Genomic DNA, 25,039 nt, shown 5'->3' on the forward strand with positions numbered 1-25,039 from the left:
CCGACCACCCCACCCGGAGACACCCATGGCCAATATCCATATCGATCGCGAGCACGCCCTGGGCCTGCATCAAGCACGCCAGATCGCCTTTAAATGGGCCGAGCAGGCCGAAGCCGACTTCGGCATGGAATGCACCTACGAGGAAGGCACGGTCAGCGACCTGGTCAGCTTCAGCCGGACCGGCGTCCACGGCACGCTGACCGTGACGAAAGACGGTTTTGAACTGATGGCGAAGCTCGGTTTCCTGCTCGGCGCCTTCAAGGAAAAAATCGAGGCCGAGATTGTCAAAAACCTTGACACGCTGATTGCCGACAAGGCAGCCCCCCCCAAAGTCGCGGCCAAAAAAGCCGGCACCCGCAAGAAAGCCGCCTGAACAGCGCGGCGTTCGTACCCATGCGCTACAGCCATGCCCGGTTCGAGCTGGTGCGCAGTCTTGATGCCGTCCGCCACAGGGTCGCTTCAAGCCTGCGCATTGCCACCCGGCCCAAGGCGGCCTGCCGGCCCATCGTCAAGGCCATGAAAATCAGCTGGCGCGCGCTGGCATATCCGTGGGCGCAGCGCCGCATGCTGGTGGATTTTCTGGCCCAGCCTTCGCAAAATGCGAACGCCCGCACGGCAAAACAGCAATAGACAGAGCGCTCCTGCGCCGCGACACTCGCCGCCATGCACACCGAAGAACGCTCAACCCACGCCCCCGGTCCGCTGGCCGGCCTGAAGGTGCTTGAACTCGGCCAGCTGATTGCCGGCCCGTTCGCCGCCAAGACGCTGGCCGACTTTGGCGCCGACATCATCAAGATCGAGACGCCCGGCGCCGGCGACCCGCTGCGCAAATGGCGGCTGCTGAAAGACGGCACCTCGGTCTGGTGGCAGGTGCAGTCGCGCAACAAGCGCTCGGTGGCGCTGGACCTTCGGCAAGCCAAGGCGCAGGACATCGTGCGCCGGCTGGCCACGGAATCGGACGTGCTGATCGAGAACTTCCGCCCCGGCGCCATGGAAGGCTGGGGGCTCGGGCCCGACGAGTTGCTTCAGCTCAATCCGCGCCTGATCATGCTGCGCATCAGCGGCTACGGCCAGACCGGCCCCTACCGCGACAAGCCGGGTTTTGGCGTGGTGGCCGAGGCCATGGGCGGCCTGCGCCACCTGAGCGCCGAGCCCGGCCGCGTGCCGGTGCGCGTCGGCGTGAGCATCGGCGACACGCTGGCCGCGCTGCACGGCGTGATCGGCATCTTGCTGGCGCTGCACGAGCGCCAGCGCTCGGGCCAGGGCCAGGTGATCGACGTGGCGCTGTATGAGGCAGTGTTCAACTGCATGGAAAGCCTGCTGCCCGAGTACAGCGCGTTCGGCGCCGTTCGCGGCCCGGCCGGCAGCGCCCTGCCCGGCATCGCGCCCAGCAACGCCTACCGCTGCAGGGACGAGGGCGCATCGGCCGCCAGCGCCGGGCCGCCCCAAGCCGGGCCAGCCCCCTCGGGGGGCAGCGAATCACGCGAAGCGCAGAGCGTGGGGGCTTATGTGTTGATTGCCGGCAACGGCGACAGCATCTTCAAGCGCTTGATGACCGTCATCGGTCGCCCCGAACTGGGCGCCGACCCGGAACTGACCGACAACACCGGCCGGGTCGCCCATGTGGAAAAAATCGACGAGGCCATCGGCCAATGGGCCGCCGAGCGCACGGTGGACGAAGTGCTGGCCGCGCTTGATGCGGTCGCCGTTCCGGCCGGCCGCATCTACAGCGTCGTCGACATCGCCGCCGACCCGCATTACCGGGCGCGCGGCATGCTGGGCGAGGTGCGCATGGACGACGGCACCCTGCTCGCCGTGCCCGGCATCGTTCCCAAGCTGTCGCGCACCCCGGGCAGCCACCGCCGCAACGCGCCCGGCATCGGCCAGGACACCGACGCCGTGCTGCGCGAGATGGGCCTGTCGCCCGAACAGATCAAAATCCTCAAGGATCAGGGCATCGTTGCAGGAGAAAACAGATGAACCACATGAGCCCCGTTCAACGCATTTTTGTCAACGAAGCCGCCACGCGCGACGGTTTCCAGAACGAGCCCGCTTCATCGCCACCGGCGACCAGGTCGCGCCGGTCGATGCGCTCGACGAATGCGGCTGGGCCAAGGTCGAGGTCGGCTGAGACGGCCAGGCATGCTGGATACTATCAAATCAATAGCTGGAAGCGCCCGCCCCACTTGCGCAAAAGACCTTTTTGACTGATTATTTCGGCGCAAGCCGGTTCAACCGAGTTCCTTGATCAGGTCGATGTACTGCTGCATCGCCGCGTCCTGCGGCGTGCCCTTGAGCTTGTTCCAGGCGTCCCATTTGGCGCGCGCCACCATGTCGCCAAAGCCGGGCTTTTTCTCCAGGTTGTCGCCCGCGCTGCCCTGCTTGTAGAGCGCGTAGAGTTTCAGGAGCGTGGCATTGTCGGGCCGCTCGCTGAGGTTTTTGGAATCCAGCATGGCTTGGTCGAAAGCCGCTTTCAGGTCTGACATGGGAAATGCTCCGTTCGTTTTTTTGCACGCAAGCCACCGAAAAGGAAGATTCGGGTAACTGCCGGTTATCTTAGCGACAAGTTCCCCGCAAAATAGTCTGGCCACTCCAGTCCGGAGCGGTGTTGCACAGGGGAATATTTGATGGTCACACGCGTTACAGGGTCTTCGGCAGGCAAAAGACCGGCCCGGACCCCGCCGGAAAAAACAGCGCCCCGAAGGCTGGAAAAACCCGCCTCGGCCCCGCCATGGCGGCCCCACCTGCCCGACGAACGCATGAGCAAGGTGGACACCGCCTGGCTGCGCATGGACAACCCGGGCAACCTGATGCAGATCATCGGCGTGTGGCAACTGGTCCCTGGCGTGAAGTACGCGGCGGTCTGCGAACGCATTGAAAACACCCTGGTCCGATACGACCGCTTCCGCCAGTGCGCGGTGCAGGACGCGACCGGCGCCTCCTGGGTGGCCGACCGCCACTTTAACCTGGCGCGCCATGTGGTGCGCGAAAAGCTGCCGGCCTGCGCCCCGGGCGCTGAAGAACTGGCCCTGCAGGCGCGCGTGGCCGAACTCGCCAGCCAGCCCCTGGACCGCAGCCGGCCGCTCTGGCAGTTCCACCTGATCGAGCACTACACCAGCCTTGACGGCGTGCGCGGCAGCGCGATGATTTTGCGCATCCACCACTGCATTGCCGACGGCATTGCGCTGATCGGCGTCATCATGGCGATGGTCGATGGCGGCGCGCCGCCGCCCATGCCCGGCGAACCGGGCGCCGCCGCCGCGCCGCAGGATATGCAGGCGTGGATGGTCGGCAGCGTGCTCACGCCGCTGACGCATCTGGCTGTCCGGGCGCTGGGTGCGCTGGGCGACGGCGCGGCGCGCTCGCTCGGCCAGCTGAACCAGCCAGGCGGCGGGTTGGGGCTGGAGCGCAGCCTCGCGGCGGGCGTGAAGGGTTCGCTGGACATGGCCAGGCTGCTGCTGCAGGTGGCGGGCGATTCGGCCGCGCTGGCGCTGATGCTAGATGACTCGGCGACCCGGCTCAAGGGCAAGTCCTGCGGCATCAAGAAGGTCGCCTGGTGCCAGCCGGTTCCGCTGGACGAGGTGAAGGCGGTCGGCAAGGCGCTGGGCTGCTCGCTCAATGATGTGCTGCTCGGCTGCCTGGCCGGCGCGCTTGGCGAGTATTTGAAGTCGCACGGCGACGACGTGGCCGGCCAGGACATCCGCGCCATGGTGCCGGTCAACCTGCGGCCGGCCGAGGCAAGCCCCACGCTGGGCAACCACTTCGGACTGGCGCCGCTGCTGCTGCCCATCGGCATCGACAACCCGGTCGAGCGGGCCTACGAGGTGCGCCGGCGCATGGCCGCGCTCAAGGGCAGCACCCAGCCGCTGCTGGCCTTTGGCCTGCTGGCCGTGGCGGGCCTGCTGCCCAAGTCAGGACAGGACGCGATGCTCGACATCTTCTCGAAAAAAACCACGGCGGTGATGACCAATGTCCCGGGCCCGCGCGAAAAGCTCCGGTTTTGCGGCGCCACGCTGGAGCAGACCATGTTCTGGGTGCCGCAGTCGGGCGATGTCGGGCTGGGCGTGTCGATTTTCAGCTACGGCGGCGGCGTGCAGTTCGGCGTGATCACCGACAGCGCGCTGTGCCCGGAGCCACAGCGCATCGTTGACGAATTCATGCCGGAGTTCGCCCGGCTGTCGATGGTGACGCTGATGCTGCCGTGGGACAACGCCTGAGCGCCTGAAATAGGCATCAAATCAGCCACTTTCGCTTTACCCACGGGCGCAAGCAGCTATCTATTCAATAGCATCAAACCTTGAAGCGCCGGGAGGCGATCTCCAGCAGGCCGTCGAAGATCAGGTTGTCCACCAGCTCGAAGCTGACCGTCATGCTCGGCGCCATTTTCCAGCCGGCGCCGCCGGTCATGATGCATTCGGGCGCCTCGCCGCAGTGGCGCGTGAGGTTGTCCACCATGCGCTGCACCGCGCCGGCAATGGCAAACGTGCCGCCGCTGGTCAGCGCGTCGCTGGTGTTGGTGGGGAAATCGCGCACCTCGCCGGTCGGCACGTGCAGCCCGGCCGTGCCCGATTCGAGCGCGCGCAGCATGATGCCGTGGCCCGGCAGGATGATGCCGCCCAGGAACCGGCCCGATGCGTCGATGGCCTCGACCGTGACGGCCGTGCCCACCATCACCACCAGGCAGGGCTTGCGGATGCCGCGCGCCAGCAGCCGGTGGTGCGCGCCGATCATGGCCACCCAGCGGTCGGAACCGAGCCGCGCCGGATGGTCGTAGCCGTTGCTCAGGCCGGCCTCCTGCGGGCTGGAGTGGACCCAGCGGGGCACCACGTCCCAGATTTCCATCTGCTCGGCCAGGCGCCGCTTGATGGCGTCGCCGGCCACCACGCAGCCCAGGATGGCCGAAGGCTCGGCCAGCCCCTGCCAGTCCGCCTCGGCGAGCCGGTCGATGTTTTCCAGGAACACTGCGCCATGGGCCAGCAGCTTGGCGCCCACCACCGGGGCGTCGTACTGGGCCCATTTCAGGCGGGTGTTGCCCACATCTAGCGCTAGGAAAGTCATGGGGCTGGATTATGAACAGGTTTGCGGCATGCCCGGCGCCCAAAGCATGAAGGTTTTCCCGCAATAGGGCGCCCTGCCGCGCCGCATCAGATCAGGCCGAACAAGCAGGCGCGCCGCACTGCCGCCAGCTTGTTGTCCACCTTGAGCTTGCCCATGGCGTTGGCCAGATGGAAGTTGACGGTGCGCTCGCTGCACGCCAGCATCTCGCCGGACTTGCGCGCGGTCATTCCCTGAAACGCCAGCTCCAGGCATTCGAGTTCGCGCGGGCTCAGCGGATTGCGCGCTTCGGCCAGCGCCCGCTTGAGCAGCGGCCAGATGTTCAGCGCCGACCAGGCCAGCTGCGACGGCTCGGTGCGGTCAGGCCACTGGCGCGCGCTGAACAGGTAGCATTCGAACGAGCGGCCCATGGTCAGCGGAAAGGCGATGCGCACGACGCTTTGAAAGCCGTGCGCCAGCCACAGCCTGCGCCAGCGGCCCAAGTCCCCGAAAGCCGACCGGGAAATATCCTGCCAGGCCACCAGCGGCGCATCGGAGTCGCGCCAGGGCGCGCCGAAGTCCTGGCTGGCCGCCAGCGACTGCGCCGCTTCGAGCAGGCGCGGCGGATGCAGGGCCAGCACCAGCCGGTTTTCATGTCCGGCGAATGGGTCGGGGCCCAGCACCACCAGCGCCTCGACCGAGAATTCGCGCAGGGACGACAGCCAGTCGCTCATGATGCCGTCCAGGCAGATGCTGTCAAAGTTAGCAGGTAGTTGCATCAAGGATGAAGGGGAAGAACAGGGACAATGGTCTAAAGGGCAAGACAAGTTATGGCTCGATACGCAGGCTCCAGCGCAACGTCAGATGGAAAAAATTCGCCGCACCTCATCGTTTTTACAGCACGCGCCAGGCCGCTGGACACTCGCGCCCCTGGAGCCGATTTTGCATGCGTCGCCGTGGCGCATGCGGCTGCTGGGCCTGGCAACGATGCTGGGCCAGCCGCTGTTCGGCTGGATCTGGTCCAGCTGGCTGGTGCAGCCCTACGAAAACTTTTGGCTGCGCGGCCTGATGAGCCTGCTGGGCGCCACGCTGCTGCTGCCCGGGCTGAGCCGGGATTTTTCCAGCCCTGCGACGCGGCTGCTGGTCACCCTGGTCATGTGGATCGAAATCCCCCTTTTTTTCAGCTGGATGTACTTTTGCAACGCCGGCAGCGCGGCCTGGCTGGCCACCGTCTGCACCATGATTGTGTGCTACTACCACCTGAGCGACTGGCGCATCGCCACGGCCGGCATTGCCAGCGGCGCCCTGCTGTCGTGGACGCTGTTTGCCGGGCTGATGCCCAACGGATTCCAGGCCAATCCGGTCGATGCGGTGCTCATCGCCTACAGCTGGACCTGCGCGCTGCTGCTCGGCCTGTCGTCGGCCAACCTGCGGCGCGACCAGCTGGCCCACACGCTGGCCACCATGGGCATCATGGCGCACGAGCTGCGCACGCCGCTGTCCACGGCATCGCTGATCGGGGACGCGCTGCAAATGGAAATCGGGCGCGAGCAGGCGCATCCGCGCGCCGCCAAGCTCGAACAGCTGGGCCAGCGCCTGCAGGCGCTGGTGCGCTCGATGAACCACCAGATCGACACCCAGATTGCCAACGCCAAGCTGCTGCAGCTGCCGCGCTACAGCGAAGCAGTGGGCGCGGCCAGCCTGGTCAGCGACACCGTGGCAGCCTATCCTTACGGCTCAAGCCGCCAGCGGGAGTGCGTCAGTGTGGTGATTCACCATGACTTCACTTTTTGCGGCTCCCCGGCCCAGTTTTCGCAGGTGCTGATGAACCTGATGAAAAACGCCCTGCACTCCCTGGCCGCCGCCGATTCGTCGTACGCGGCAGGTGCGCTGCGCATCACGGTCGACTGCGGGCCAGAGGGCGGCCGCATTGCCGTGGCGGATGACGGCGTCGGCGTCGATCCGGCCTTGCTGCCGCATATTTTCAAGCCCTTTTTCTCCAGCAACCGCAGCACCGGGCATGGCCTGGGCCTGGCCTTTTGCCAGCAGGTCGTGCGCAGCGCAGGGGGCAGCATCCAGGTGAAATCAAGCCGTGCCGCAGGCGCTGTCTTCACGCTGGTCCTGCCGCTTGCGCCGCCTTGAGCGCTGCCGGCACCTGCATTTCAATTTTTCTGATAAAGCATCCCGCCATGTCTTTTCCCCTTTATCGCCGGCCCGGACGCGTGATTTTTCTCGACGATGACCCCGATTACCTGGAAATGCTGGGCGAGGTCATGCCGCCCGACTGGCCTGTGCAGCTGTTCCTGCGGCCCATCGCCTGCATCGACCTGCTCAAGCAAGACACCGCGCAGCGCGAAAAAGACGCCTGGGCCCAGCAGGAAATCATCCACCGCTGGCGCGAAGGCGCCCTGCTGATCCCGCAGATCCTGCGCTACTGGCAGGGCGACGGGGCCGCGCGCTTCGCCTTGGCGCAGGTGGCCGTGGTGGACTACGCCATGCCGGCCATGAGCGGGCTGCGGGTGCTGGGCGAGCTGCGGGACTGGCCGGGCTCGCGCATCTTGCTCACTGGCCGGGCCGACGAGCAGCTGGCGGTTTCGGCGTTCAACCGGGGGCTGATCAACCAGTTCATCCCCAAGCAGTCGCCGGACCTGCGCGCCTGCCTGACGCGCGCCATCGAGGACCTGCGCCATCAGCCCGACCAGCGCCACCAGCAGATCTGGTGCGCCACGCTGTCGCCCGACCAGCTTGCGCTGCTGGCCGACCCGGTAATTGTCCAGACGCTGCAGGACCTCACGCAGCAGCACGGCTGGACCGAGCATGTCGTCATCGGCGCGCCGTTTGGCATGCTGGCGCTCAACGCCCGGGGCCAGGCCAGCTGGCTGCAGCTGGAGCCTGCCGGCAACCTGGGCGAACTGGCCGAGATGGCCCTGTCCCAGGGCTGGGACGCGCGCATCGTCCAGGACATTCGCAGCGGCAGCAGGCTCATTGACCTGGAACTGCAGCTGGCGCTGGGCGCCGACCATCAGCCCGGGCCTTGCGAAGCGTTCGCGGTGACGGGCGAAGCGGGCCGGGTGCATGCGGCCATCTTTGCCATCGGCAAGGACTTCAGCCCGGGCTTGAGCACCAGCTACGCGCGCTTCCTGGCCAACCATGGCGAAAGGCGATTGCCGCAAGATTAGGCCATCACACCTGTTCGGTGCGGGCGCGCCGGGCAATCGGCCAGTCCCAGGGCTTGAGCACAGGCAGCAGCGTGCGCGCCGTCTGCTCGATGCGGTCCATCTCGGCGCCGGTCAGGCCGGCGTTGAGGGTCAGCCGCACCATGGCGCGGTTGCGGCTGGTGGCCGGGGCGCAGAAAATCGCGCCAAAGATCTGGTGCGCCTCCAGCTGGTCGCGCAGCACCATGGTGGCCGGCTCGGTGGCCGCTTCCAGCGCAATGATCTGCTGGCTGCCCTGGTGGATCGGGTAGCCCATGCCGGACAGGCTGGCGCGCAGCCGGCGCGTGTTGGCATGCAGCCGCTCCCGCTCGGCATCGCTGCCGCGAACCACCTCCAGCGTGGCCGCCAGCCCGGCAATCTCGTGCGGCAGCAGGCACGAGCTGAAGATATTCGGGTAGCTGTTGTGCAGCACGTAGTAGCGCATGGCGGCCGGAATGGTGAAAAAGCCGGCGCGGCCGGCAAATGCCTTGGCCAGGCTGGCGGTGATGAAATGCACGCGGTCCGTCAGGCCGAGCTCGGCGCACAGCCCCGCGCCTTGGGGGCCGTGGGTTCCCAGCGAATGCGATTCATCGACCAGGATCGTGCAGCCGTGCTGCTCGACCACCTCGACCATCCGGACCAGCGGGCACAGCGCGCCGGTAGTGCTGTACACCGAGTCCACCACCACCACGCCCGGCCCGTGGCGCTCGATCATGCGCGACAGGTGCTCCGGGTCGTTATGGCGAAACGCATGGGCCGGTGCGCGGGCGGCGCGCGCGCCTTCCCAAAGCGAGGTATGCGCCAGGCTGTCGAGGTAGACCGGCGTCTGCTCGTCGGCAATCGCCTGCAGCAACCCGACATTGGCCGAATAGCCCGACTGGCAGATAAAGCCGTCTTCCTTGCCGACCCAGGCCGCCAGAGAAGCTTCGAGCGTTCTGCACGGATGGGCATCGAGCAGGAAGACGCCCGACTGGATCACGCTTTCGTTGCTGTGCTGCAGGCTGGCAATCTGCGCCCGGACGATGTCCGGATGACCGGCGATGCCCAGGTAATCATTGCCATCGAGCCGGATCGAGTCCGACCCGGGGTTGCGGCCATGCAGGATGGGTTTTCCACCCCACTGGCTTTGCCAGTGGGCCATGAATTTTTGCTCAAAGCGCTCTCGCAGGCGCGGCAACAGGGGTGGATTGCGGGAGGCTGCGGGACGGTGGAGGGTGGCGTGATCGAGTACTTGCATGAGTCTGTTCCTTCGTTGAAAACAGACTTATTGAAAACTTTCTCACAAATAATCACGCCGTGACCCCTGCTATATCTGACAGGCTGGCGCGTCTGCTTCTCCTGAAAAAGTGCTTGTGGTGCAGCGCCGCAAAAACCCCGCTCCAGCCCTTACTTCTGCATCCAGGGCAGGCCCCGCATGCGCCAGCCGCCCCGGTTGCCGCGCTGGGCTTGACCGTCGGCGTCGCCTTCAAAGCCTTCAAGGATGTTGTAGGCCTCCAGCCCCATTTCGGCGGCACGGCGGGCAGCGGCCACCGAGCGAACGCCGCTTCGGCACAGCAGCACGACCTTGGTGCCTGCGGGAACAGCCGCCTTCAGGGCCTCGTCAAAGCCGGCATTCAGGTCCATGCCAGGCCACTGTTTCCAGGCCACGGCCACGGCGCCCGGGACAAAGCCAACCCATTCGCGTTCGGCGTCGGTCCGCACATCGACCAGCACGGCCTTGCCCGCCTGCAGCCATTGCCAGGCCAGCGCTGGCGCGATGTCGCCGGCATAGCCGGTGGCCGCCTGCACGCCGGCGTCTGTTGTCGAATCGGGTTTCATAAAAATTCCTGTCAGGGTAGGGCCAGGGCCTGCCCATTCCCGCCACGCGGACGGCGCGGCCTCTGGCATGAAAATAAGTGTATTCGTTCAGGCTGCACAGGCACTGGCGCGCAGAATCATCTCCACCCTTCTATTTTCTGGAACCCCGATGACCTCCAAAACGGCTGACACCCCTTCCACCCAGAATGCGCCTGACTCCCCGGCCGGTAAGGATGAACGCAAGGCAGTGGCTGAAAAGCTCCTGCGCTGGCAGGTGCCTCCGGTCGACGGCAACGGCAATGGCAAGAAGAAAAGCAAAACCTGCAGCCTGGCCGATTTCGACCCGGGTGCCAAGCCTTTTTCATCAAGCGACAAGTCGGACGACAAGGAAACGGTGGACGCGCTGGCGCTGGAACTCGACGGGCTGCAAAACCTGTTTTACGCCGACCGCCGCTACAAGCTGCTGGTGATTTTGCAAGGCACCGACACCTCGGGCAAGGACGGCACGCTGCGCGGCGTGTTCAGCCGCATGAGCCCGCTGGGCGTACACACGGCGGCCTGGAAAGCGCCGAATGAAGACGAGCGCGCACGCGACTACCTGTGGCGCATCCACCAGAAGGTGCCGGCCGCCGGCGAAATCATGGTTTTCAACCGCAGCCACTATGAAGACGTGCTGGTGCCGCCGGTGAACGGGTGGATCACGCCGGCGCAAACCGCGCAGCGCTACCAGCAGATCAATGACTTCGAGCGCATGCTCAGCGAAAACGGCACGGTGATCCTGAAGTTCATGCTGCACATCAGCTTCAAGGAACAAGGCGAGCGGCTGCAGGAGCGGATTGACGACGTGACCAAGCACTGGAAGTTTGCGATGGGCGACCTGGATGCGCGCAAGCAGTGGAAGCAATACCAGCAGGCTTACGAAAACCTGCTCAGCGCCACCAGCACGCCCTGGGCGCCCTGGACGGTGGTGCCGGCCGACTCCAAGACCCACCGCAACCTGATGATCGCCCTGCGGGTCCGCCAAGCCCTTGAACAGCTCGATCTGCGCTACCCGCCCGAAAACGAAGCGATCAAGGGCATCAAGGTGGTTTGAAGAAAAAATGGTGCTCAGGCAGGGCCGGGCGCCTCAGGCCAGCGTGTTTTGAAGCGTTTTAGGTTCTTTGCGCAATACCGGCGTGCATCAGCAGCTATTTATTCAATAGCAAGCCCCGCCGCCAATCAATGCCCGCCACCCAAGTAGGCCGCCCGTACCGCCGGGTCGTCGCGCAGCTTGTCGGCCTCGCCATGTACCGAGATGCGGCCGTTTTCCAGCACATAGCCGTAGTCGGCCACCTTCAGCGCCGCAGCGGCAAACTGCTCGACCAGCAGCATGGTGACGCCGCGCGACTTCAGGTCGGCAATGATGCGGAACACCTCCTCGACCAGGATGGGCGCCAGCCCCATCGACGGCTCGTCGAGCAGCACGATCTCGGGGTTCAGCATCACGGCGCGCGCCATCGCCAGCATCTGCTGCTCTCCGCCCGACAGCGTGCCGGCCAGTTGCATGCGCCGCTCCTTCAGGCGGGGAAACAGCTCCATCGCGCGTTCCAGGTCGCCCGCCACATCGCCCTTGGGGCGGCTGCCGGTCAGGCGCGGGAAGGCGCCCAGGATCAGGTTGTCGGTTACCGTCATGGTGGCGAAGACGCGCCGGCCTTCGGGTGAATGCGCCAGGCCCTGCTTGGCGATGGTGTAGGACTCCAGGCCATCGATGCGCTTGCCGTGCAGGTTGATCTCGCCGGCAGTCGGTTGGATCATTCCCGAGATGGCGCGCATGGTGGTGGTCTTGCCCGCGCCGTTGGAGCCGATCAGCGTGACCACCTTGCCCTTGGGCACTTCCATCGAAATGCCGTGCAGCACCTGCACCTTGCCGTAGCCCGCTTCCAGGTTCTTGATACTCAACATGCTTGTCTCCTTCGCTTATGCCGCCGTGCCGCCGAGATAAGCCTCGATGACCTTTTCATCCGCCTGCACATCGGCAGGCTTGCCTTCGGCGATCTTCTGGCCAAAGTCGAGCACCGACACGGTGTCGCAGAGATTCATCACCACGTCCATGTGGTGCTCAATCAGGATCACGGTGATGCGGTGGTCGCGGATCTTGCGGATGATGGCAATCAGCTCCTTGATGTCCGGCGCGGTCAGGCCGGCAGCGGGCTCGTCAAGCAACAGCAACTGGGGGTCCAGCGCCAGCGCCCGGGCTATTTCCAGCAGCCGCTGCTTGCCATAGGGCAGGTTGCGGGCTTCTTCAGTTGCCAGGTCGGCCAAGCCAACAAAGCGCAGCAGGGCCATACCACGCTCAACGGCGGAATGTTCCTCGCGGCGGTAGCGCGGCGTGTGCAGCGCTACGTCGACGATGTTGCTGTTGAAGGTGTGGTGCAGGCCGACCTGCACATTTTGCAGCGCGGTCATTTCACCGAACAACTGCACGTTCTGGAAGGTGCGTGCAATGCCTGATAACGCAATGTCGGATGAGGTTCGGCCCACCACCGACTGACCCGCAAAGTCGATGTTGCCAGCCGTGGGCACATAAATGCCGGTCAGCACGTTCATCATCGTGCTTTTGCCCGAGCCGTTCGGGCCGATCAATCCGTGGATGGAGCCGCGCTTGATACGCAGGTCCACCTGGTTGATGGCTTTCAGGCCGCCAAACTGCATCAAGACCCCTTTGGCGATCAGCAGGTCGCCGCCGGTTTCCGATGCGCCGGCAGCTGCCGCCACTGAAATCGCGTCCCTGCCGTCGTCGGCACTCGCCAATTCCGCGCTGGAAGGCACCGGCTTGCGCACATGAAAGAGCGCGCGCACAAATCCGACGATGCCGTTTTGCAGGTAATACACCACGAACAGGATCATCAGGCCGAAGATGCTCAGGCGCCAGTCGGTGATCGACTGCAGCCAGAACGAAAAGCCGGCCAGCGCGATCGTGCCAACCACCGGGATCACCACCGCCTTGGGCGTGGTGACCTTCTTGGCCAGGCCCACCCCGGCACCGACCGCGATCAGGACCGCCAGCGCGGTGGCGACGATACGGAACAGTTCCAGGTCGTCGAGCAGCTTGGGCAGGATCACGATGATCGCCGCGCCCAGCAAGGCGCCCGAGCGGGTCTTGCGCCCACCCATGATGACCGCCAGCAGGAACAGCACCGTCAGCTCGAAGTTGTAGGTGTTGGGCGAGATGTACTGCTCCGAATACGCATACAGGCAGCCGGCCAGGCCGGCGAAACCGGCGCTGATGACGAAGGCATAGACCTTGTAGCGGTACACCGACACGCCCATGCAGTCGGACGCCACCGGGCTGCCGCGCAGCGCCTCGAACGCGCGGCCGAGCTGCGACTTCAGGATGCGGTCCACCACCACCAGCGACAAAACCATCAGGCCGAAGGTCAGCCAGTAAAAGCCGTGCTCGGTGAGCTTTTGGCCGAACACCGTCGGCTTGGGGATGGTGATGCCGAGCGGGCCTTCGGTGAGGAAGGTCATCTCGTTGATCAGGATCTGGATGATGGTGCCGAAGGCTAGCGTCACCATCGCCAGGTAAGGGCCGGTCACACGCAGCGCCGGCAGCGCCAGCAGCGCGCCAAATCCGGCGGTCACTGCAATGCTCGCCGGAATGATGACCCACAGCGGCGCGCCCAGTTTCATGAACAGCACGCCCGCGGTGTAGGAGCCGACACCGAACAGGCCGGCATGGCCCAGCGACACCTGGCCGGTGTAGCCGACCACGATGTCCAGGCCATACAGCAAGATGGCATAGATCATGATCGTGCCGACCATGTGGACATAGTAGGAATTGCTGGTCATGAGCGGCACGGCGGCCAGCAAGGCCAGCCCCAGCACGGCAGCAATGAGAGTCTTGCGGTTCATCTTCAAACTTTCTTGATCGCGTTTTTACCGAACAGTCCGGCCGGCTTGAACGCCAGCACCAGCAGCAGCAGGACCAGTCCCGGGACGTCCTTGTAGCCGGTGGACAGGTAAAAGCCAGTGGTGGTTTCAGCGACGCCCAGGATGATGCCGCCGACAATGATGCCCAGCCCGCTGGTCAGTCCGCCGATGATGGCCACGGCAAAGGCCTTCAGGCCCAGCACCGAGCCCATGGTCGCGCCGGTCAGCGTCAGCGGCGCGATCAGCGCACCGGCAAAGGCGGCGGTGGCCGAGGACAACGCATAGGAAAAGGTGATCACCAGCCCGGTGTTGATGCCCATCAGCTTGGCCGCGTCGCGGTCGTTGAAGGTCGCCACCACGGCCTTGCCGTAGATGGTCTTGCGGTTGAAGAACTCGACCGCCAGCATCATCAGCACGGCGCCCACGACCACCAGGATTTCCATCGGCAGCACATTGGCGCCCAGCACCTTCAGCGGCGCTTCGGGCAGCGGCGAGGGAAACTTCAGGTCGTCGCGGCCCCAGATGTTCTCGGCCACGTTCTTGAAGATGATGCCCAGCGCGATGGTGGACATGATCCAGCCGAACTCGCTCTTGATCTTGATCGCCGGGCGCACGCCGATGCGCTCGACGAAGCTGCCCTGCAGCAGGCCGAAGACGATCACCAGCGGCAGCATCAGCCAGTAGTTCACGCCCATGTTGACCAGTGTCAGCCCGACCATGGCGCCCAGCATCAGCGCATCGCCCTGGCCGAAGTTCAGGGTGTCGGAGGTCTGGAACGTGAGCTGGTAGCCAAAGGCGATGACCGCATAGATCATGCCCAGCGCGACACCGCTGTAAATGAGTTGGAGCAGGATTTCCATGGTTTCAATTCCGCAAAAAAATCGGTCGGGTTAGGCTGCCCTGGGCGGCAGCAGGCAATAAAAAAGCACCGCGTCGGTAGGCGCGGTGCCAGATCTCAGCAGTCGGTCTGCTTACTTCTTGACGCGTACTTCGGACGCCTTCTTCTGGTCGTCCGGATAGGCATAGACCACGCGCTGGCCCTTGACCTCGCCGAACACCGGAATGTTGGCCGTGATGGCTTCGTGGTCCTTGGCCGTGAACGGCTTGTTGTAGGTGGTGATCACCCCTTCAACCGGCGTCTTCAGGTCTTCCAGCGCCGCCTTGATCTTCGGGCCGTCGGTCGAATTGGCCTGCTTGATGGCGGCGGCCAGCAGGTAAATGGAGTCATAGCCCTGGGCAGCCGACACCGGCGAGTCGATGCGCTGGTTCTTCGGATTGAAGGTCTTCAGGTAGTTGATGATGAACGCCTGGCGCTTGGGCGTGGTGGGCTCCTGGATGAAGGTTTGCGGCATGCGCGCGCCCTCGCCGCCCGGGCCGGCGTTGTCGATGTAGTTGGCCATCGACAGCGTCCAGCTGCCGACCATCGGCACTTTCCAGCCCAGCTTGGTCATGCCGTTGGCGATCTGCGCCAGTTCGGGGCCGATGCCGTAGGTCAGGATGGCTTCGGCGCCGGCTTCCTTGGCCTTGAGCAACTGCGCGGTCATGTCCACATCCTTGATGTTGAACTTCTCGACAGCCACTGCAGTGATGCCCTTGGCCTTGAGTGCGGTCTCCAGGTCGGCCCGGCCGAGCTGGCCGTAGTTGGTCGAGTCGGCTAGGATGGCGACCTTCTTGAAGCCGCGCCGCGTGATGGCTTCTTCCACGATCATCGGGGCCTGGATGCTGTCGTGCGCTGCATTGCGGAAGATGTAGTTTTCAGGCTGGTCCTTGAACTGCTGCGTGATCAGGCTGCCGGTGGCCACGTTGTTCATGACCGGAATCTTGGCTTCCTGGAAAAACCGCTGCGACGCCAGCGCCACGCCGGTGTTGATGTAGCCCACGGTGGCCGTGACCTTCTCCTTGTTGATCAACTCCTGCGCAATCTGCACGCCGCGCTCGTTTTTCGCTTCATCGTCGCGCTCGACGACCTGCAACTGGCGCCCCATCACGCCGCCAGACTTGTTGATTTCATCGACCGCCAAGCGCACGCCGTCGCGCATGCTCACGCCCATCGACGACGAACCGCCGGTGAACGGACCCGACACACCGATCTTGATGGGGTCGGCCGCACTGGCCAGGCCAGCAAAAGTCAGGACGGCTGATGCGACCGCCAGTTGGGCTAAACGAAAAGTCATGTTGTCTCCTAATGATGAATAAGCTCGGCGTAAACAGCGTTCAACGCCAGACTGCTCCGTGGCTTTTACAGCACATCGGTTGGTCACTAATCTAGCCGATCCAACAATAAGCCACATGGGTGTTTTCCTCAGAGAAACCCTCAGTCATACCCAAAAGAGGATGAATATTTTTTGACAGGACAAACAAAATATTTCACGCCAGCACTTTTCAGCACCCCTGGCAAAAAATATCCGGGTTAACCCTTGGCTCAACGGCCTGATAAAAATCAAGACGCTGATTGAAGGTAAAAATGGCGTTATTTCCGGGCGTTGTAAGTTGACGTTTACGTAAACGTAATATCATGGCGTTTTGGCACCTCAGGGTGCTTTTTGCCACCCCCGAGGAGACTTCCCCATGACCGACCTGTCTGCCGACTACAAGGCCCTTGCCAGCTACCGCCCGACGAACAAGGTGCGCTTCATCACCGCCGCCAGCCTGTTCGACGGCCACGACGCGGCGATCAACATCATGCGGCGCATCCTGCAGGGCATGGGCGCCGAGGTGGTGCACCTGGGCCACAACCGCAGCGTCGACGAGGTCGTGACGGCCGCGCTGCAGGAAGACGCGCAGGGCATTGCCATCAGCTCCTACCAGGGCGGGCATGTGGAGTATTTCAAGTACATGGTCGATCTGCTCAAGAGCCGGGGCGGCGAGCATATCCAGGTGTTCGGCGGCGGCGGCGGCGTCATCGTCGGGCCGGAAATCCGCGAGCTGCAAGCCTACGGCGTGGCGCGCATCTTCAGCCCCGAGGACGGCCAGCGCATGGGCCTGGCCGGCATGATCGGCGAGATGGTGATGCGTTGCGACAAGGACTTGACCGGCTTTGCGCCCACCGGCATCGAAGCCATCGAAGGCCACGGCGAGATGAACTGGCGCGCGCTGGCCCAGCTCATCACCGCGCTCGAAGATGGCAAGGCTAATGAGGCGCTGGTGCAGGCGGTGCGGGCGCAGGCCGCTATCAAAACGATACCGGTTCTGGGCATCACCGGCACCGGTGGCGCGGGCAAGTCGTCGCTCACCGACGAGCTGATCCGCCGCCTGCGGCTGGACCAGGGCGACCAGCTGCGCGTGGCGCTGATCAGCATCGACCCGTCGCGGCGCAAGAGCGGCGGCGCGCTGCTCGGCGACCGCATCCGCATGAACGCCATCAACCCGTGGAGCCAGGGCCAGCGCGTGTTTATGCGCTCGCTGGCCACACGCGACTTCGGCTCGGAAATCAGCAAGGCCCTGCCTGACGTGATTGCCGCCTGCAAGGCCGCCGGCTTTGATTTGATCATCGTGGAAACCTCCGGCATCGGCCAGGGCGACGCGGCCATCGTGCCGCATGTCGATGTGCCGATGTACGTGATGACGCCCGAATTCGGCGCGGCCAGCCAGCTGGAAAAAATCGACATGCTCGACTTTGCCGAGTTCGTCGCCATCAACAAGTTCGACCGCAAGGGCGCGCTCGACGCGCTGCGCGACGTGGCCAAGCAGGTGCAGCGCAACAAGGAAGCCTGGAACACGCCGGCCGACCAGATGCCGGTGTTCGGCACCATGGCCGCGCGCTTCAACGACGACGGCGTGACCGCGCTGTACCAGGCGCTCAAGGTCCGGCTGGGCGCGCTGGGCCTGGCCTTGACCGACGGCATGCTGCCGCTGGTCGATGTGCGCCACAGCACCAACCAGACACCGGTCGTTCCGGCCGCGCGCACCCGCTACCTGGCCGAGATCACCGACACCGTGCGCGGTTACAAGAAACGCGGAAAAGAGCAGGCTCGCCTGGCACGGGAAATCCAGCAGCTGCGCGCCACCTCAGGCATGCTGAGCGCCAGCAAAACCGACACCGCCAACGCCGTTGACGCGGTCGTCAACCTGGCCGTCGAGCGCGAACAGACACAGGACCCGTCAGCCAAAAAACTGCTGGCCCAGTGGCCCGAGATGCAAAAAGCCTATGCCGGCGACGAGTACGTGGTGAAAATCCGCGACAAGGAAATCCGCACGGCGCTGACCAGCAAGTCGCTCTCGGGCACGACCATCCGCAAAGTCTGCCTGCCCACCTACGAAGATCACGGCGAAATCCTCAAGTGGCTGATTCTGGACAACGTGCCGGGCAGCTACCCCTACACCGCCGGCACCTTCGCCTTCAAGCGCGAAGGCGAGGACCCGACGCGCATGTTCGCCGGCGAGGGCGATCCGTTTCGTACCAACACGCGCTTCAAGCTGCTGAGTTCGGGCATGCCGGCCAAGCGGCTCTCGACTGCGTTTGATTCGGTCACGCTCTACGGCAACGACCCCGACCCGCGTCCGGACATCTACGGCAAGGTTGGTAACTCGGGCGTGTCGATTGCCACGCTGGACGACATGAAGGTGCTGTACGGTGGCTTTGACCTGTGCAGCCCGACGACCAGCGTTTCCATGACCATCAACGGCCCGGCGCCCAGCATCCTGGCCATGTTCATGAACACCGCCATCGACCAGAACATCGACAAGTTCAAGGCGGACAACGGCCGGGAACCGACCGACACCGAGATCGCCAAGATCCGCGAATGGGTGCAGGCCAACGTGCGCGGCACGGTGCAGGCCGACATCCTGAAGGAAGACCAGGGCCAGAACACCTGCATCTTCAGCACCGAGTTCAGCCTGAAGGTCATGGGCGACATCGCCGAATATTTCGTTCACCACAACGTTCGCAATTTCTACAGCGTGTCGATCAGCGGCTACCACATCGCCGAAGCCGGCGCGAACCCGATCAGCCAGCTGGCGTTCACGCTCTCGAACGGCTTCACGTTTGTCGAAGCCTACCTGGCACGCGGCATGCACATCGACGACTTCGCGCCGAATCTGAGCTTTTTCTTCAGCAACGGCATGGACCCGGAATACACCGTGATGGGCCGCGTTGCCCGGCGCATCTGGGCGGTGGCGATGAAGGAAAAATACGGCGCCAACGAACGCAGCCAGAAGCTCAAATACCACATCCAGACCTCTGGCCGCAGCCTGCACGCGCAGGAAATCCAGTTCAACGACATCCGCACCACGCTGCAAGCCTTGATCGCGATTTACGACAACTGCAACTCGCTGCACACCAACGCCTTCGACGAGGCCATCACCACGCCGACCGAAGACAGCGTGCGCCGGGCGATGGCGATCCAGCTCATCATCAACCGCGAATGGGGGCTGGCCAAGAACGAAAACCCGTCACAGGGCGCGTTCATCATCGAGGAACTGACCGAGATGGTCGAGGAAGCCGTGCTGGCCGAGTTCCAGAACATCGCCGACCGGGGCGGCGTGCTCGGCGCGATGGAAACAGGCTACCAGCGCGGCCGCATCCAGGACGAGTCGATGCACTACGAGATGCTGAAACACACCGGTGAGCTGCCGATCATCGGCGTCAACACCTTTCGCAACCCGCACGGCGATGCGGTGCATGACAAGCTTGAACTCGCGCGCTCGACCGACGAGGAAAAGCAGAGCCAGTTGAAGCGGCTTGCAGACTTCCATACCCGCCACGCCAGCGAAGCGCCGGCGCAACTCAAGCGGCTGCAGCAGGCGGTGATCGAGAACAAAAATGTGTTCGAGGTGCTGATGGACGCGGTGCGGGTCTGCTCGCTCGGGCAGATCACCAATGCATTGTTCGAGGTGGGCGGGCAGTATCGGCGCAATATGTAGGACGAGTGCAAAAGCCGCTATTATTTATATAGCTGCTTACGCAATATTCACGAGGGCTGCAGACCTAAAAAACTTGAAGTCCTAGCTGGTTGGGGCGCATCCTTTCCGTTCCTCCGCAGGCGCCCGTACACCTGACGCGAAATCCAGTCGGCCACGAGACTCTGAAAATCCCGCTCGTTCATGAACCGGGCGAAGATATCTTCGTTCTGCTCCATGCGCTCAATAAACAGGGTTTCCAGCAAGCCGGAAAACAGCAGTGCAAACTTTCCTTCAGGGTTGACTGCAGCCGCCTCCTGCAACGAGCCATCCGCGATAGCGGCCTCGATGATCTGGTCAAAAAACAATTGATCGGAGTCGGTGAAGTCGGTGCCAAACCTCTCATTGATCACATCAATCAGGCGCGACAGCGGCACGTCTTCACCATGGCGAGCACCTGAACCGACTTCTCGGGGGCCGTCCAGCGGTTCCGCCTTGCCTTGGCGCAGACTTATTGACCCTTCGCTGATTTTCTGCAGACGGTAATACTCCAGCCGTATTTCGTCGTCAAAGCTGTAACGCTCGCCAATGGCACGCTTGGGCAGCTTTGGCGAAAGGAAGCGCAGAAAGGTGTAAAGCCGCTCCAGATCAGAGTCCTGGTAAGGAATTACCTGTGACAGGAAGGAGTAAAGATTGCGAAAAGCGTTCAGCTTGCCCCGCCACAATTCAGCCTCTTCTTCATCCTCAAGCTGCAACGCCGCGAACCGATCTACGGCCGGGTCAAGTGTGGCATTCATGACTTGGTGGTCGGCGGCGCTCTGGCGCTGCTTCGGTTTGAAATACACAGCAATAAAACGTTGCACCTCTTCCGCAAGGTAAATGCCTGATGCATCCAGCTCTGCCTTGATGGCGTACATGCGGTTCGGCTCCGCCTCTTCGCCCATCTCAGCCCCTTCAAAATACTGTTTGAATGCCTCGCGGATTTCTTCCGGGGAATTCACAAAATCCAGCACGAAGGTGTCTTCCTTGAGCGGGTGCATGCGGTTCAGGCGCGACAGCGTTTGCACCGCCTGAATACCCGCCAGCCGTTTATCCACGTACATGGTGTGCAAAAGCGGCTGGTCGTAACCCGTCTGGTATTTTTCGGCCACAAGCAGCACTTGATAGTCAGGGGAATCAAACTTCTCGGGCACCTCGGCCTCCTTGATACCGCCGTTCATGCGGACTTCAGTCCAGGTCCGGTCTGGCAGATCTTCGTCCATCACCTCGCCAGAGAACGCCACCAGCGTCTTGATCCAGCTGTAGCCCTTGTCGCGGATATAGGCGTCAAAAGCCAGCTTGTAGCGCACCGCCTCCAGCCGTGACCCCGTCACCACCATCGCCTTCGCTTTGCCACCAATCCTGTGCCGGGTTACGGCGTTGAAGTGCTCAATCATCACCTCGGTTTTCTGGGCGATGTTGTACGGGTGTAGCCGCATGAAGCGGGCAAGCACCTTGGCCGCTTGCTTGCGTTCGACGTTGGGGTCGTCCTCGCTGGCCTTGACCAGTTTGTAATAGGTGGCATAGGTCGTATAGTTCTTCAGCACATCCATGATGAAGCCTTCTTCAATGGCCTGCCTCATGGTGTAGCGGTGGAAGGGTTGGCCCGTCTTGCCGGCTTTATCCCGGCCGAACACCGCCAGGGTCTTGTGCTTGGGCGTGGCGGTGAAGGCGAAAAAGCTCAGGTTCGCCTGCCGCCCGCGTTTGGCCATGCTGCGGTACAGCTCATCCAGATTTTCAACACCTTCATCAATCGCGTAGCGCGCCGCCTCTTCGCGCAGTACGTTGCCACCCAATACTTCCTTGAGGTCGGTCGCCGTCTCGCCAGACTGGGAGCTGTGCGCCTCGTCGATGATCACCGCGCAGCAGCGGGTGGGCAGCACCCCGTCATGCGAAAAACCGGTTTGCGCGCCGCGCTCTTCGGCCATCTTGGCCAATTGCCGGGCAACGAACGGAAACTTTTGCAGGGTGGAGATGATGATGGGCACGCAGTTGGTCAGCGCCTCGGCCAATTGCCGAGAATCCTCGTCAATCTTGAGCACCACGCCCTGCCGGTGTTCGAATTGGTAAATCGTGTCCTGCAACTGGCGATCCAGCACACGGCGGTCGGTGATGACGATCACCGAGTCAAACACCTTGTGATTGGCGTCATCGTGCAGCGAGGCCAGCCGGTGCGCCAGCCAGCCTATGGTGTTGCTCTTTCCACTGCCAGCAGAGTGCTCCACCAGGTAGTTGTGGCCCGGCCCCTCCAGCCGCGCCGCAGCCTCAAGTGAACGCACCGCCTGTAACTGGTGGTAGCGTGGGAAAACCATGGTTTCCCTTTTGATCTTGCGGCCGTCCTCCGTGCGTTTTTCTTCAATTTGCAAATGCACGAAGCGCGCGAAGATGTCCAGCAAGCTGTCGCGCTGCCACACCTCTTCCCACAAATAGGCGGTACGGTAAGCCAGCCCTTTTGGGTCGGGCGCGTTGCCAGCGCCGCCGTCCAGCCCTTTGTTGAAGGGCAAAAAATGGGTTGCGCCACCGGCCAGGCGCGTAGTCATGAAAACCAACTCGGTATCGACCGCGAAATGCACCAGCGCCCGGCGCTTGAACCCGAACAAGGGTTCGCGGGGGTCTCGGTCTTGTTGGTACTGGGCAATGGCGTTAGTGACCGTCTGCCCGGTCATGGGGTTTTTAAGCTCGGCGGTGACCACCGGAATGCCATTGATGGACAGCACCAGGTCCAGCTCGTTGGTGTTCTTGAGGCTGTAGCGCAACTGCCGGGTCACGCCGACTCGGTTGGCGGCGTATTGCGCAGCCAGCTCCGGGTTCATGCTGTGGGCAGGCTTGAAGAAGGCAACTCGCAATGTGCGGCCGTAGCATTTGAAGCCGTTGCGCAGGACGGCCAACGTACCATAGGTGTCCAGCCAGTGGGTTAAGTCTTTGAGGACAGTGGCCTCAGTGTTGGCTGCGTGCAGGGCTTCGAGCTTCGCCCACTCTTTGGCCTGGCTGGTGCGGATGAATGCAAGCGCTATTGCGGGAAAGAAGGCGTTGCCAGAGTTGTAGGCTACGGGAGCAATGGACTCGTACCCGTTGGCGAACAGATGGGCTTCGATGACGGATTCGAAGCTGGCTTCGCTGTGTCGGGCATTCATTCTCGATGTCCCCTGGTTCGAAGAAACTTGGCATATTCCTTGGCCACTTGAACAAGCGGCACACAAAACTCGACACACTCGGAAGTAGCCTGATTTTTCTTAGACCACTTTGCAATTAATTGTTCAACTTTTACTACTGACGTAATGGGTTTATCTGATCGCTTGTGTATTCCCGCTTGAAGGAAGGCCTCCTTCCGCAGCTCACAGAGTTTTTCTTTACCCAGTCCAATTCTTTCAATTGTCTCTTTGGCCGCGACATCGGCAGCCGAACTAGACGCAATTTTCCCATCATTCGTATAGGCAAATCGTTCTTCGCAAGTTACATCCAGTGGAGATAAAAAAAATTCAGCATCCCACCAATCATCTTTCTTTGTCGCTCCGTAGGGTGGTTTTACCTTTATATTTGGCTCAGGAGCGCAAGCCACCATATTGCTCCAAGCGATGTCTTCTTTTCGTAACGGCAACTTTGCAGCAGCACGGCTTGTATCATCACTTCTGCATAACGTCTGAGGTTTTAAATGCTCGATATGCGCAGACGCCTCGCCTATCCGCAGCAATGTGTAAGCGCAAACATAACCCTGCTCAACAAGCAACCCCTTCAGCACTTCAGCGATAGGAAACTTTGCTGCACCATACGCCAAGTTCTGGGGTAAACCAGCGTTATCTTCTAACCATTTTGTAAGCTCCGGCGCTTGAATACCTTTAGTTATTTTCTTCATCGCCGCTTGGCTCCCATCGCGCAATTGCAGCTGCTGCTCCGACAAGTTCTCTGTCGTTTCCAAAGCGGTTCCGCAATGAATGAACTTTTTCTCTTGCTGCCTGAAAATTATCACCATCAATTAATTGATCGATTTCGTCCAGCCCTCTTTGCAGTTCTTCGTTGCGCTCCGGCGTACCCATGACATGCCGCAAAATCCAACCACTGTCGCGCCCCAGGGATTCATCGAGATATTCAACCCTTCCGCCAGCATGCAGCAGCATTGCCCTACCAGGTTCCGTCTCCCCAATAACTTGTGGTGAGTGCGTCGTGGCAATAAATTGCAGACCCGGAAATACTTTCGGTAAATTAATTGCGATATGCCGTTGCCAAGAGGGGTGAAGGTGCAAATCAATCTCATCCAACAAAACGACACCATTCCCTGTTTTAATTGGATCGATTTCGTTAGGATTCAATACGGCCAAGCGCTGTGCAATGTCGGTGGTGATGGCAATCAAACTTTTCTCACCATCTGAAAGAGAGGATATGGGCAATGCGCGGCGTTCATCGCGCATCTCTGGTGCGCCACTTGAGGAAATGCCACTGACCTTGACAATTTTGTCCACCATGACCTGCTCGCCTTTAATGCGCCAATCGGTCATACCTGGCAGCATTTCTTGCAATGCAATTTTGGCAGCAGCTAATTGAATTGCAGATTTAGAGTTTTGGTCTTCCGCCGCCAAGGATTCACGGGCCTTCCACCACTGCGCCAGGGTTTGAATTTCGAGCCCTCGCTCAATATTGAAAACAGCCTGATAAGCCGAACTCTTCTTTGAAACCACAGCTTTCGAATTGGGAATGGATCGACGCACAGAGAGGAAGAGTACAAGCGGCTGATTTGGCGCCTTCTTCAGCTTGGGGTCTGGGCTAGGTGTCAGCTCTTGCGCCTCTGGATTGATGCTGGTTTGCCCGCGCAATGTTCCCGCGAGCCGAGGATCACCTTGCTCTGGACGTTCTTGCCGACGCAAGGTGGGCAACTCATCTACGTCACGGATATCTTTCAGGCCGCGGTCTTGATCAACCGCGCTTTGAACGTTGCTCACTTGCTCGGTCAAAGTCAAGGCAAAGTCAGTGGCGTGGCAGGTGAACTTCGCGATTATGGAAAGCTCATTCTTGTTGATGGTGATGTCAGATATTTTCGTTGCCACGCCGCTGTGCGTGCCGGAGGGTGTCAGCACTGGAAGTACACGAGCAAGCACAATGCATAGTGCATCCAGCACCGATGATTTCCCCGCACCATTGACCCCAACAATTAAATTGAACCCGGGTTTGAAACTGAAGCTGGCGTCCTGTATGCCGCGAAACTGGCTCAGCGATAGGTAATTTATTTGCAT

General features: G+C 62.2%; 20 protein-coding genes. 8 read left to right on the forward strand and 12 right to left on the reverse strand.

Going from position 1 to position 25,039, the window contains the following annotated elements:
• The first annotated feature begins 25 nt into the window (after positions 1–25).
• Genes EC86_RS0113570 through EC86_RS0113580 form a run of 3 tightly spaced genes read left to right on the forward strand, consistent with a single transcriptional unit; the run spans position 26 to position 1,980 of the window.
• Positions 26–373 (forward strand): polyhydroxyalkanoic acid system family protein, encoded by a 348-nt coding sequence (locus tag EC86_RS0113570; RefSeq protein ID WP_029526206.1) that lies wholly within the window; start codon positions 26–28, stop codon positions 371–373.
• A 20-nt stretch (positions 374–393) separates the two neighbouring features.
• Positions 394–630, forward strand: coding sequence for a type 2 periplasmic-binding domain-containing protein (locus tag EC86_RS0113575; protein WP_029526207.1), 237 nt, complete (start codon positions 394–396; stop codon positions 628–630).
• A 33-nt stretch (positions 631–663) separates the two neighbouring features.
• Positions 664–1,980: a CaiB/BaiF CoA transferase family protein gene (locus tag EC86_RS0113580; RefSeq protein ID WP_029526208.1), complete on the forward strand. Its 1,317-nt coding sequence runs from the start codon at positions 664–666 to the stop codon at positions 1,978–1,980.
• Between the two features lie 251 nt (positions 1,981–2,231).
• On the opposite strand, the gene EC86_RS0113585 is transcribed toward EC86_RS0113580, so the two are convergent.
• Positions 2,232–2,486 carry an acyl-CoA-binding protein gene (locus tag EC86_RS0113585; RefSeq protein WP_029526209.1) on the reverse strand — a complete coding sequence of 85 codons (255 nt, stop codon included), beginning with the start codon at positions 2,484–2,486 and terminating at the stop codon, positions 2,232–2,234.
• A gap of 273 nt (positions 2,487–2,759) precedes the next feature.
• Here EC86_RS0113585 and EC86_RS0113590 point away from each other — a divergent pair, with 273 nt between their 5' ends.
• Entirely contained in the window at positions 2,760–4,217 is a 1,458-nt protein-coding gene (locus EC86_RS0113590) for a wax ester/triacylglycerol synthase family O-acyltransferase (RefSeq protein WP_036772170.1), read from the forward strand.
• Positions 4,218–4,290: 73 nt separating this feature from the next.
• Here the strand turns inward: EC86_RS0113590 and EC86_RS0113595 are convergent, their stop codons facing one another.
• Positions 4,291–5,058, reverse strand: a complete 768-nt coding sequence (locus EC86_RS0113595; protein ID WP_029526211.1) for a type III pantothenate kinase — start codon at positions 5,056–5,058, stop codon at positions 4,291–4,293.
• A gap of 86 nt (positions 5,059–5,144) precedes the next feature.
• On the reverse strand, positions 5,145–5,813 hold the full coding sequence (locus EC86_RS27055) for a helix-turn-helix transcriptional regulator (protein WP_051675900.1): 669 nt from the start codon (positions 5,811–5,813) through the stop codon (positions 5,145–5,147).
• An 85-nt stretch (positions 5,814–5,898) separates the two neighbouring features.
• Between EC86_RS27055 and EC86_RS0113605 the strand changes: the two genes are divergently transcribed.
• Both EC86_RS0113605 and EC86_RS0113610 read left to right on the forward strand, forming a co-directional pair.
• Positions 5,899–7,176, forward strand: a complete 1,278-nt coding sequence (locus EC86_RS0113605) for a sensor histidine kinase (RefSeq protein WP_029526214.1) — start codon at positions 5,899–5,901, stop codon at positions 7,174–7,176.
• 47 nt (positions 7,177–7,223) lie between these two features.
• On the forward strand, positions 7,224–8,213 hold the full coding sequence (locus EC86_RS0113610; protein ID WP_029526215.1) for a response regulator: 990 nt from the start codon (positions 7,224–7,226) through the stop codon (positions 8,211–8,213).
• 4 nt (positions 8,214–8,217) lie between these two features.
• On the opposite strand, the gene cqsA is transcribed toward EC86_RS0113610, so the two are convergent.
• Together cqsA and EC86_RS0113620 are read right to left on the reverse strand one after the other, a co-directional pair.
• On the reverse strand, positions 8,218–9,465 hold the full coding sequence (gene cqsA / locus EC86_RS0113615; RefSeq protein WP_029526216.1) for an alpha-hydroxyketone-type quorum-sensing autoinducer synthase: 1,248 nt from the start codon (positions 9,463–9,465) through the stop codon (positions 8,218–8,220).
• 149 nt (positions 9,466–9,614) lie between these two features.
• Positions 9,615–10,046, reverse strand: coding sequence for a rhodanese-like domain-containing protein (locus EC86_RS0113620; RefSeq protein ID WP_029526217.1), 432 nt, complete (start codon positions 10,044–10,046; stop codon positions 9,615–9,617).
• Positions 10,047–10,194: 148 nt separating this feature from the next.
• Between EC86_RS0113620 and EC86_RS0113625 the strand changes: the two genes are divergently transcribed.
• Positions 10,195–11,118 (forward strand): PPK2 family polyphosphate kinase, encoded by a 924-nt coding sequence (locus tag EC86_RS0113625; RefSeq protein WP_029526219.1) that lies wholly within the window; start codon positions 10,195–10,197, stop codon positions 11,116–11,118.
• A gap of 125 nt (positions 11,119–11,243) precedes the next feature.
• On the opposite strand, the gene EC86_RS0113630 is transcribed toward EC86_RS0113625, so the two are convergent.
• From EC86_RS0113630 to EC86_RS0113645, 4 genes are all read right to left on the reverse strand, one after another.
• Entirely contained in the window at positions 11,244–11,966 is a 723-nt protein-coding gene (locus EC86_RS0113630; protein ID WP_029526221.1) for an ABC transporter ATP-binding protein, read from the reverse strand.
• A 15-nt stretch (positions 11,967–11,981) separates the two neighbouring features.
• Complete coding sequence (locus tag EC86_RS0113635) at positions 11,982–13,919, reverse strand: branched-chain amino acid ABC transporter ATP-binding protein/permease (protein ID WP_029526222.1); 1,938 nt, start codon at positions 13,917–13,919, stop codon at positions 11,982–11,984.
• A 2-nt stretch (positions 13,920–13,921) separates the two neighbouring features.
• Positions 13,922–14,797, reverse strand: coding sequence for a branched-chain amino acid ABC transporter permease (locus EC86_RS0113640; protein WP_029526224.1), 876 nt, complete (start codon positions 14,795–14,797; stop codon positions 13,922–13,924).
• Positions 14,798–14,908: 111 nt separating this feature from the next.
• Positions 14,909–16,111, reverse strand: coding sequence for an ABC transporter substrate-binding protein (locus EC86_RS0113645; protein ID WP_029526225.1), 1,203 nt, complete (start codon positions 16,109–16,111; stop codon positions 14,909–14,911).
• 394 nt (positions 16,112–16,505) lie between these two features.
• Here EC86_RS0113645 and icmF point away from each other — a divergent pair, with 394 nt between their 5' ends.
• Positions 16,506–19,799 (forward strand): fused isobutyryl-CoA mutase/GTPase IcmF, encoded by a 3,294-nt coding sequence (gene icmF, locus EC86_RS0113650; RefSeq protein WP_029526226.1) that lies wholly within the window; start codon positions 16,506–16,508, stop codon positions 19,797–19,799.
• A 47-nt stretch (positions 19,800–19,846) separates the two neighbouring features.
• On the opposite strand, the gene EC86_RS0113655 is transcribed toward icmF, so the two are convergent.
• From EC86_RS0113655 to EC86_RS0113660, 3 genes are read right to left on the reverse strand one after another with little or no spacing between them, the layout of a single operon-like run.
• Positions 19,847–22,948 carry a type I restriction endonuclease subunit R gene (locus tag EC86_RS0113655; protein WP_029526228.1) on the reverse strand — a complete coding sequence of 1,034 codons (3,102 nt, stop codon included), beginning with the start codon at positions 22,946–22,948 and terminating at the stop codon, positions 19,847–19,849.
• A complete protein-coding gene (locus tag EC86_RS28840; protein WP_198026789.1) occupies positions 22,945–23,667 on the reverse strand; it encodes an HNH endonuclease family protein in 723 nt (240 codons plus the stop codon). Before EC86_RS28840 ends, EC86_RS0113655 begins: the two co-directional genes overlap by 4 nt.
• Positions 23,651–25,039: an AAA family ATPase gene (locus EC86_RS0113660; RefSeq protein WP_036772171.1), complete on the reverse strand. Its 1,389-nt coding sequence runs from the start codon at positions 25,037–25,039 to the stop codon at positions 23,651–23,653. The genes EC86_RS28840 and EC86_RS0113660 overlap by 17 nt, the downstream gene beginning before the upstream one ends.

The sequence above is a fragment of the Polaromonas glacialis genome, from assembly GCF_000709345.1.
Classification (GTDB): Bacteria; Pseudomonadota; Gammaproteobacteria; order Burkholderiales; family Burkholderiaceae_C; genus Polaromonas; species Polaromonas glacialis.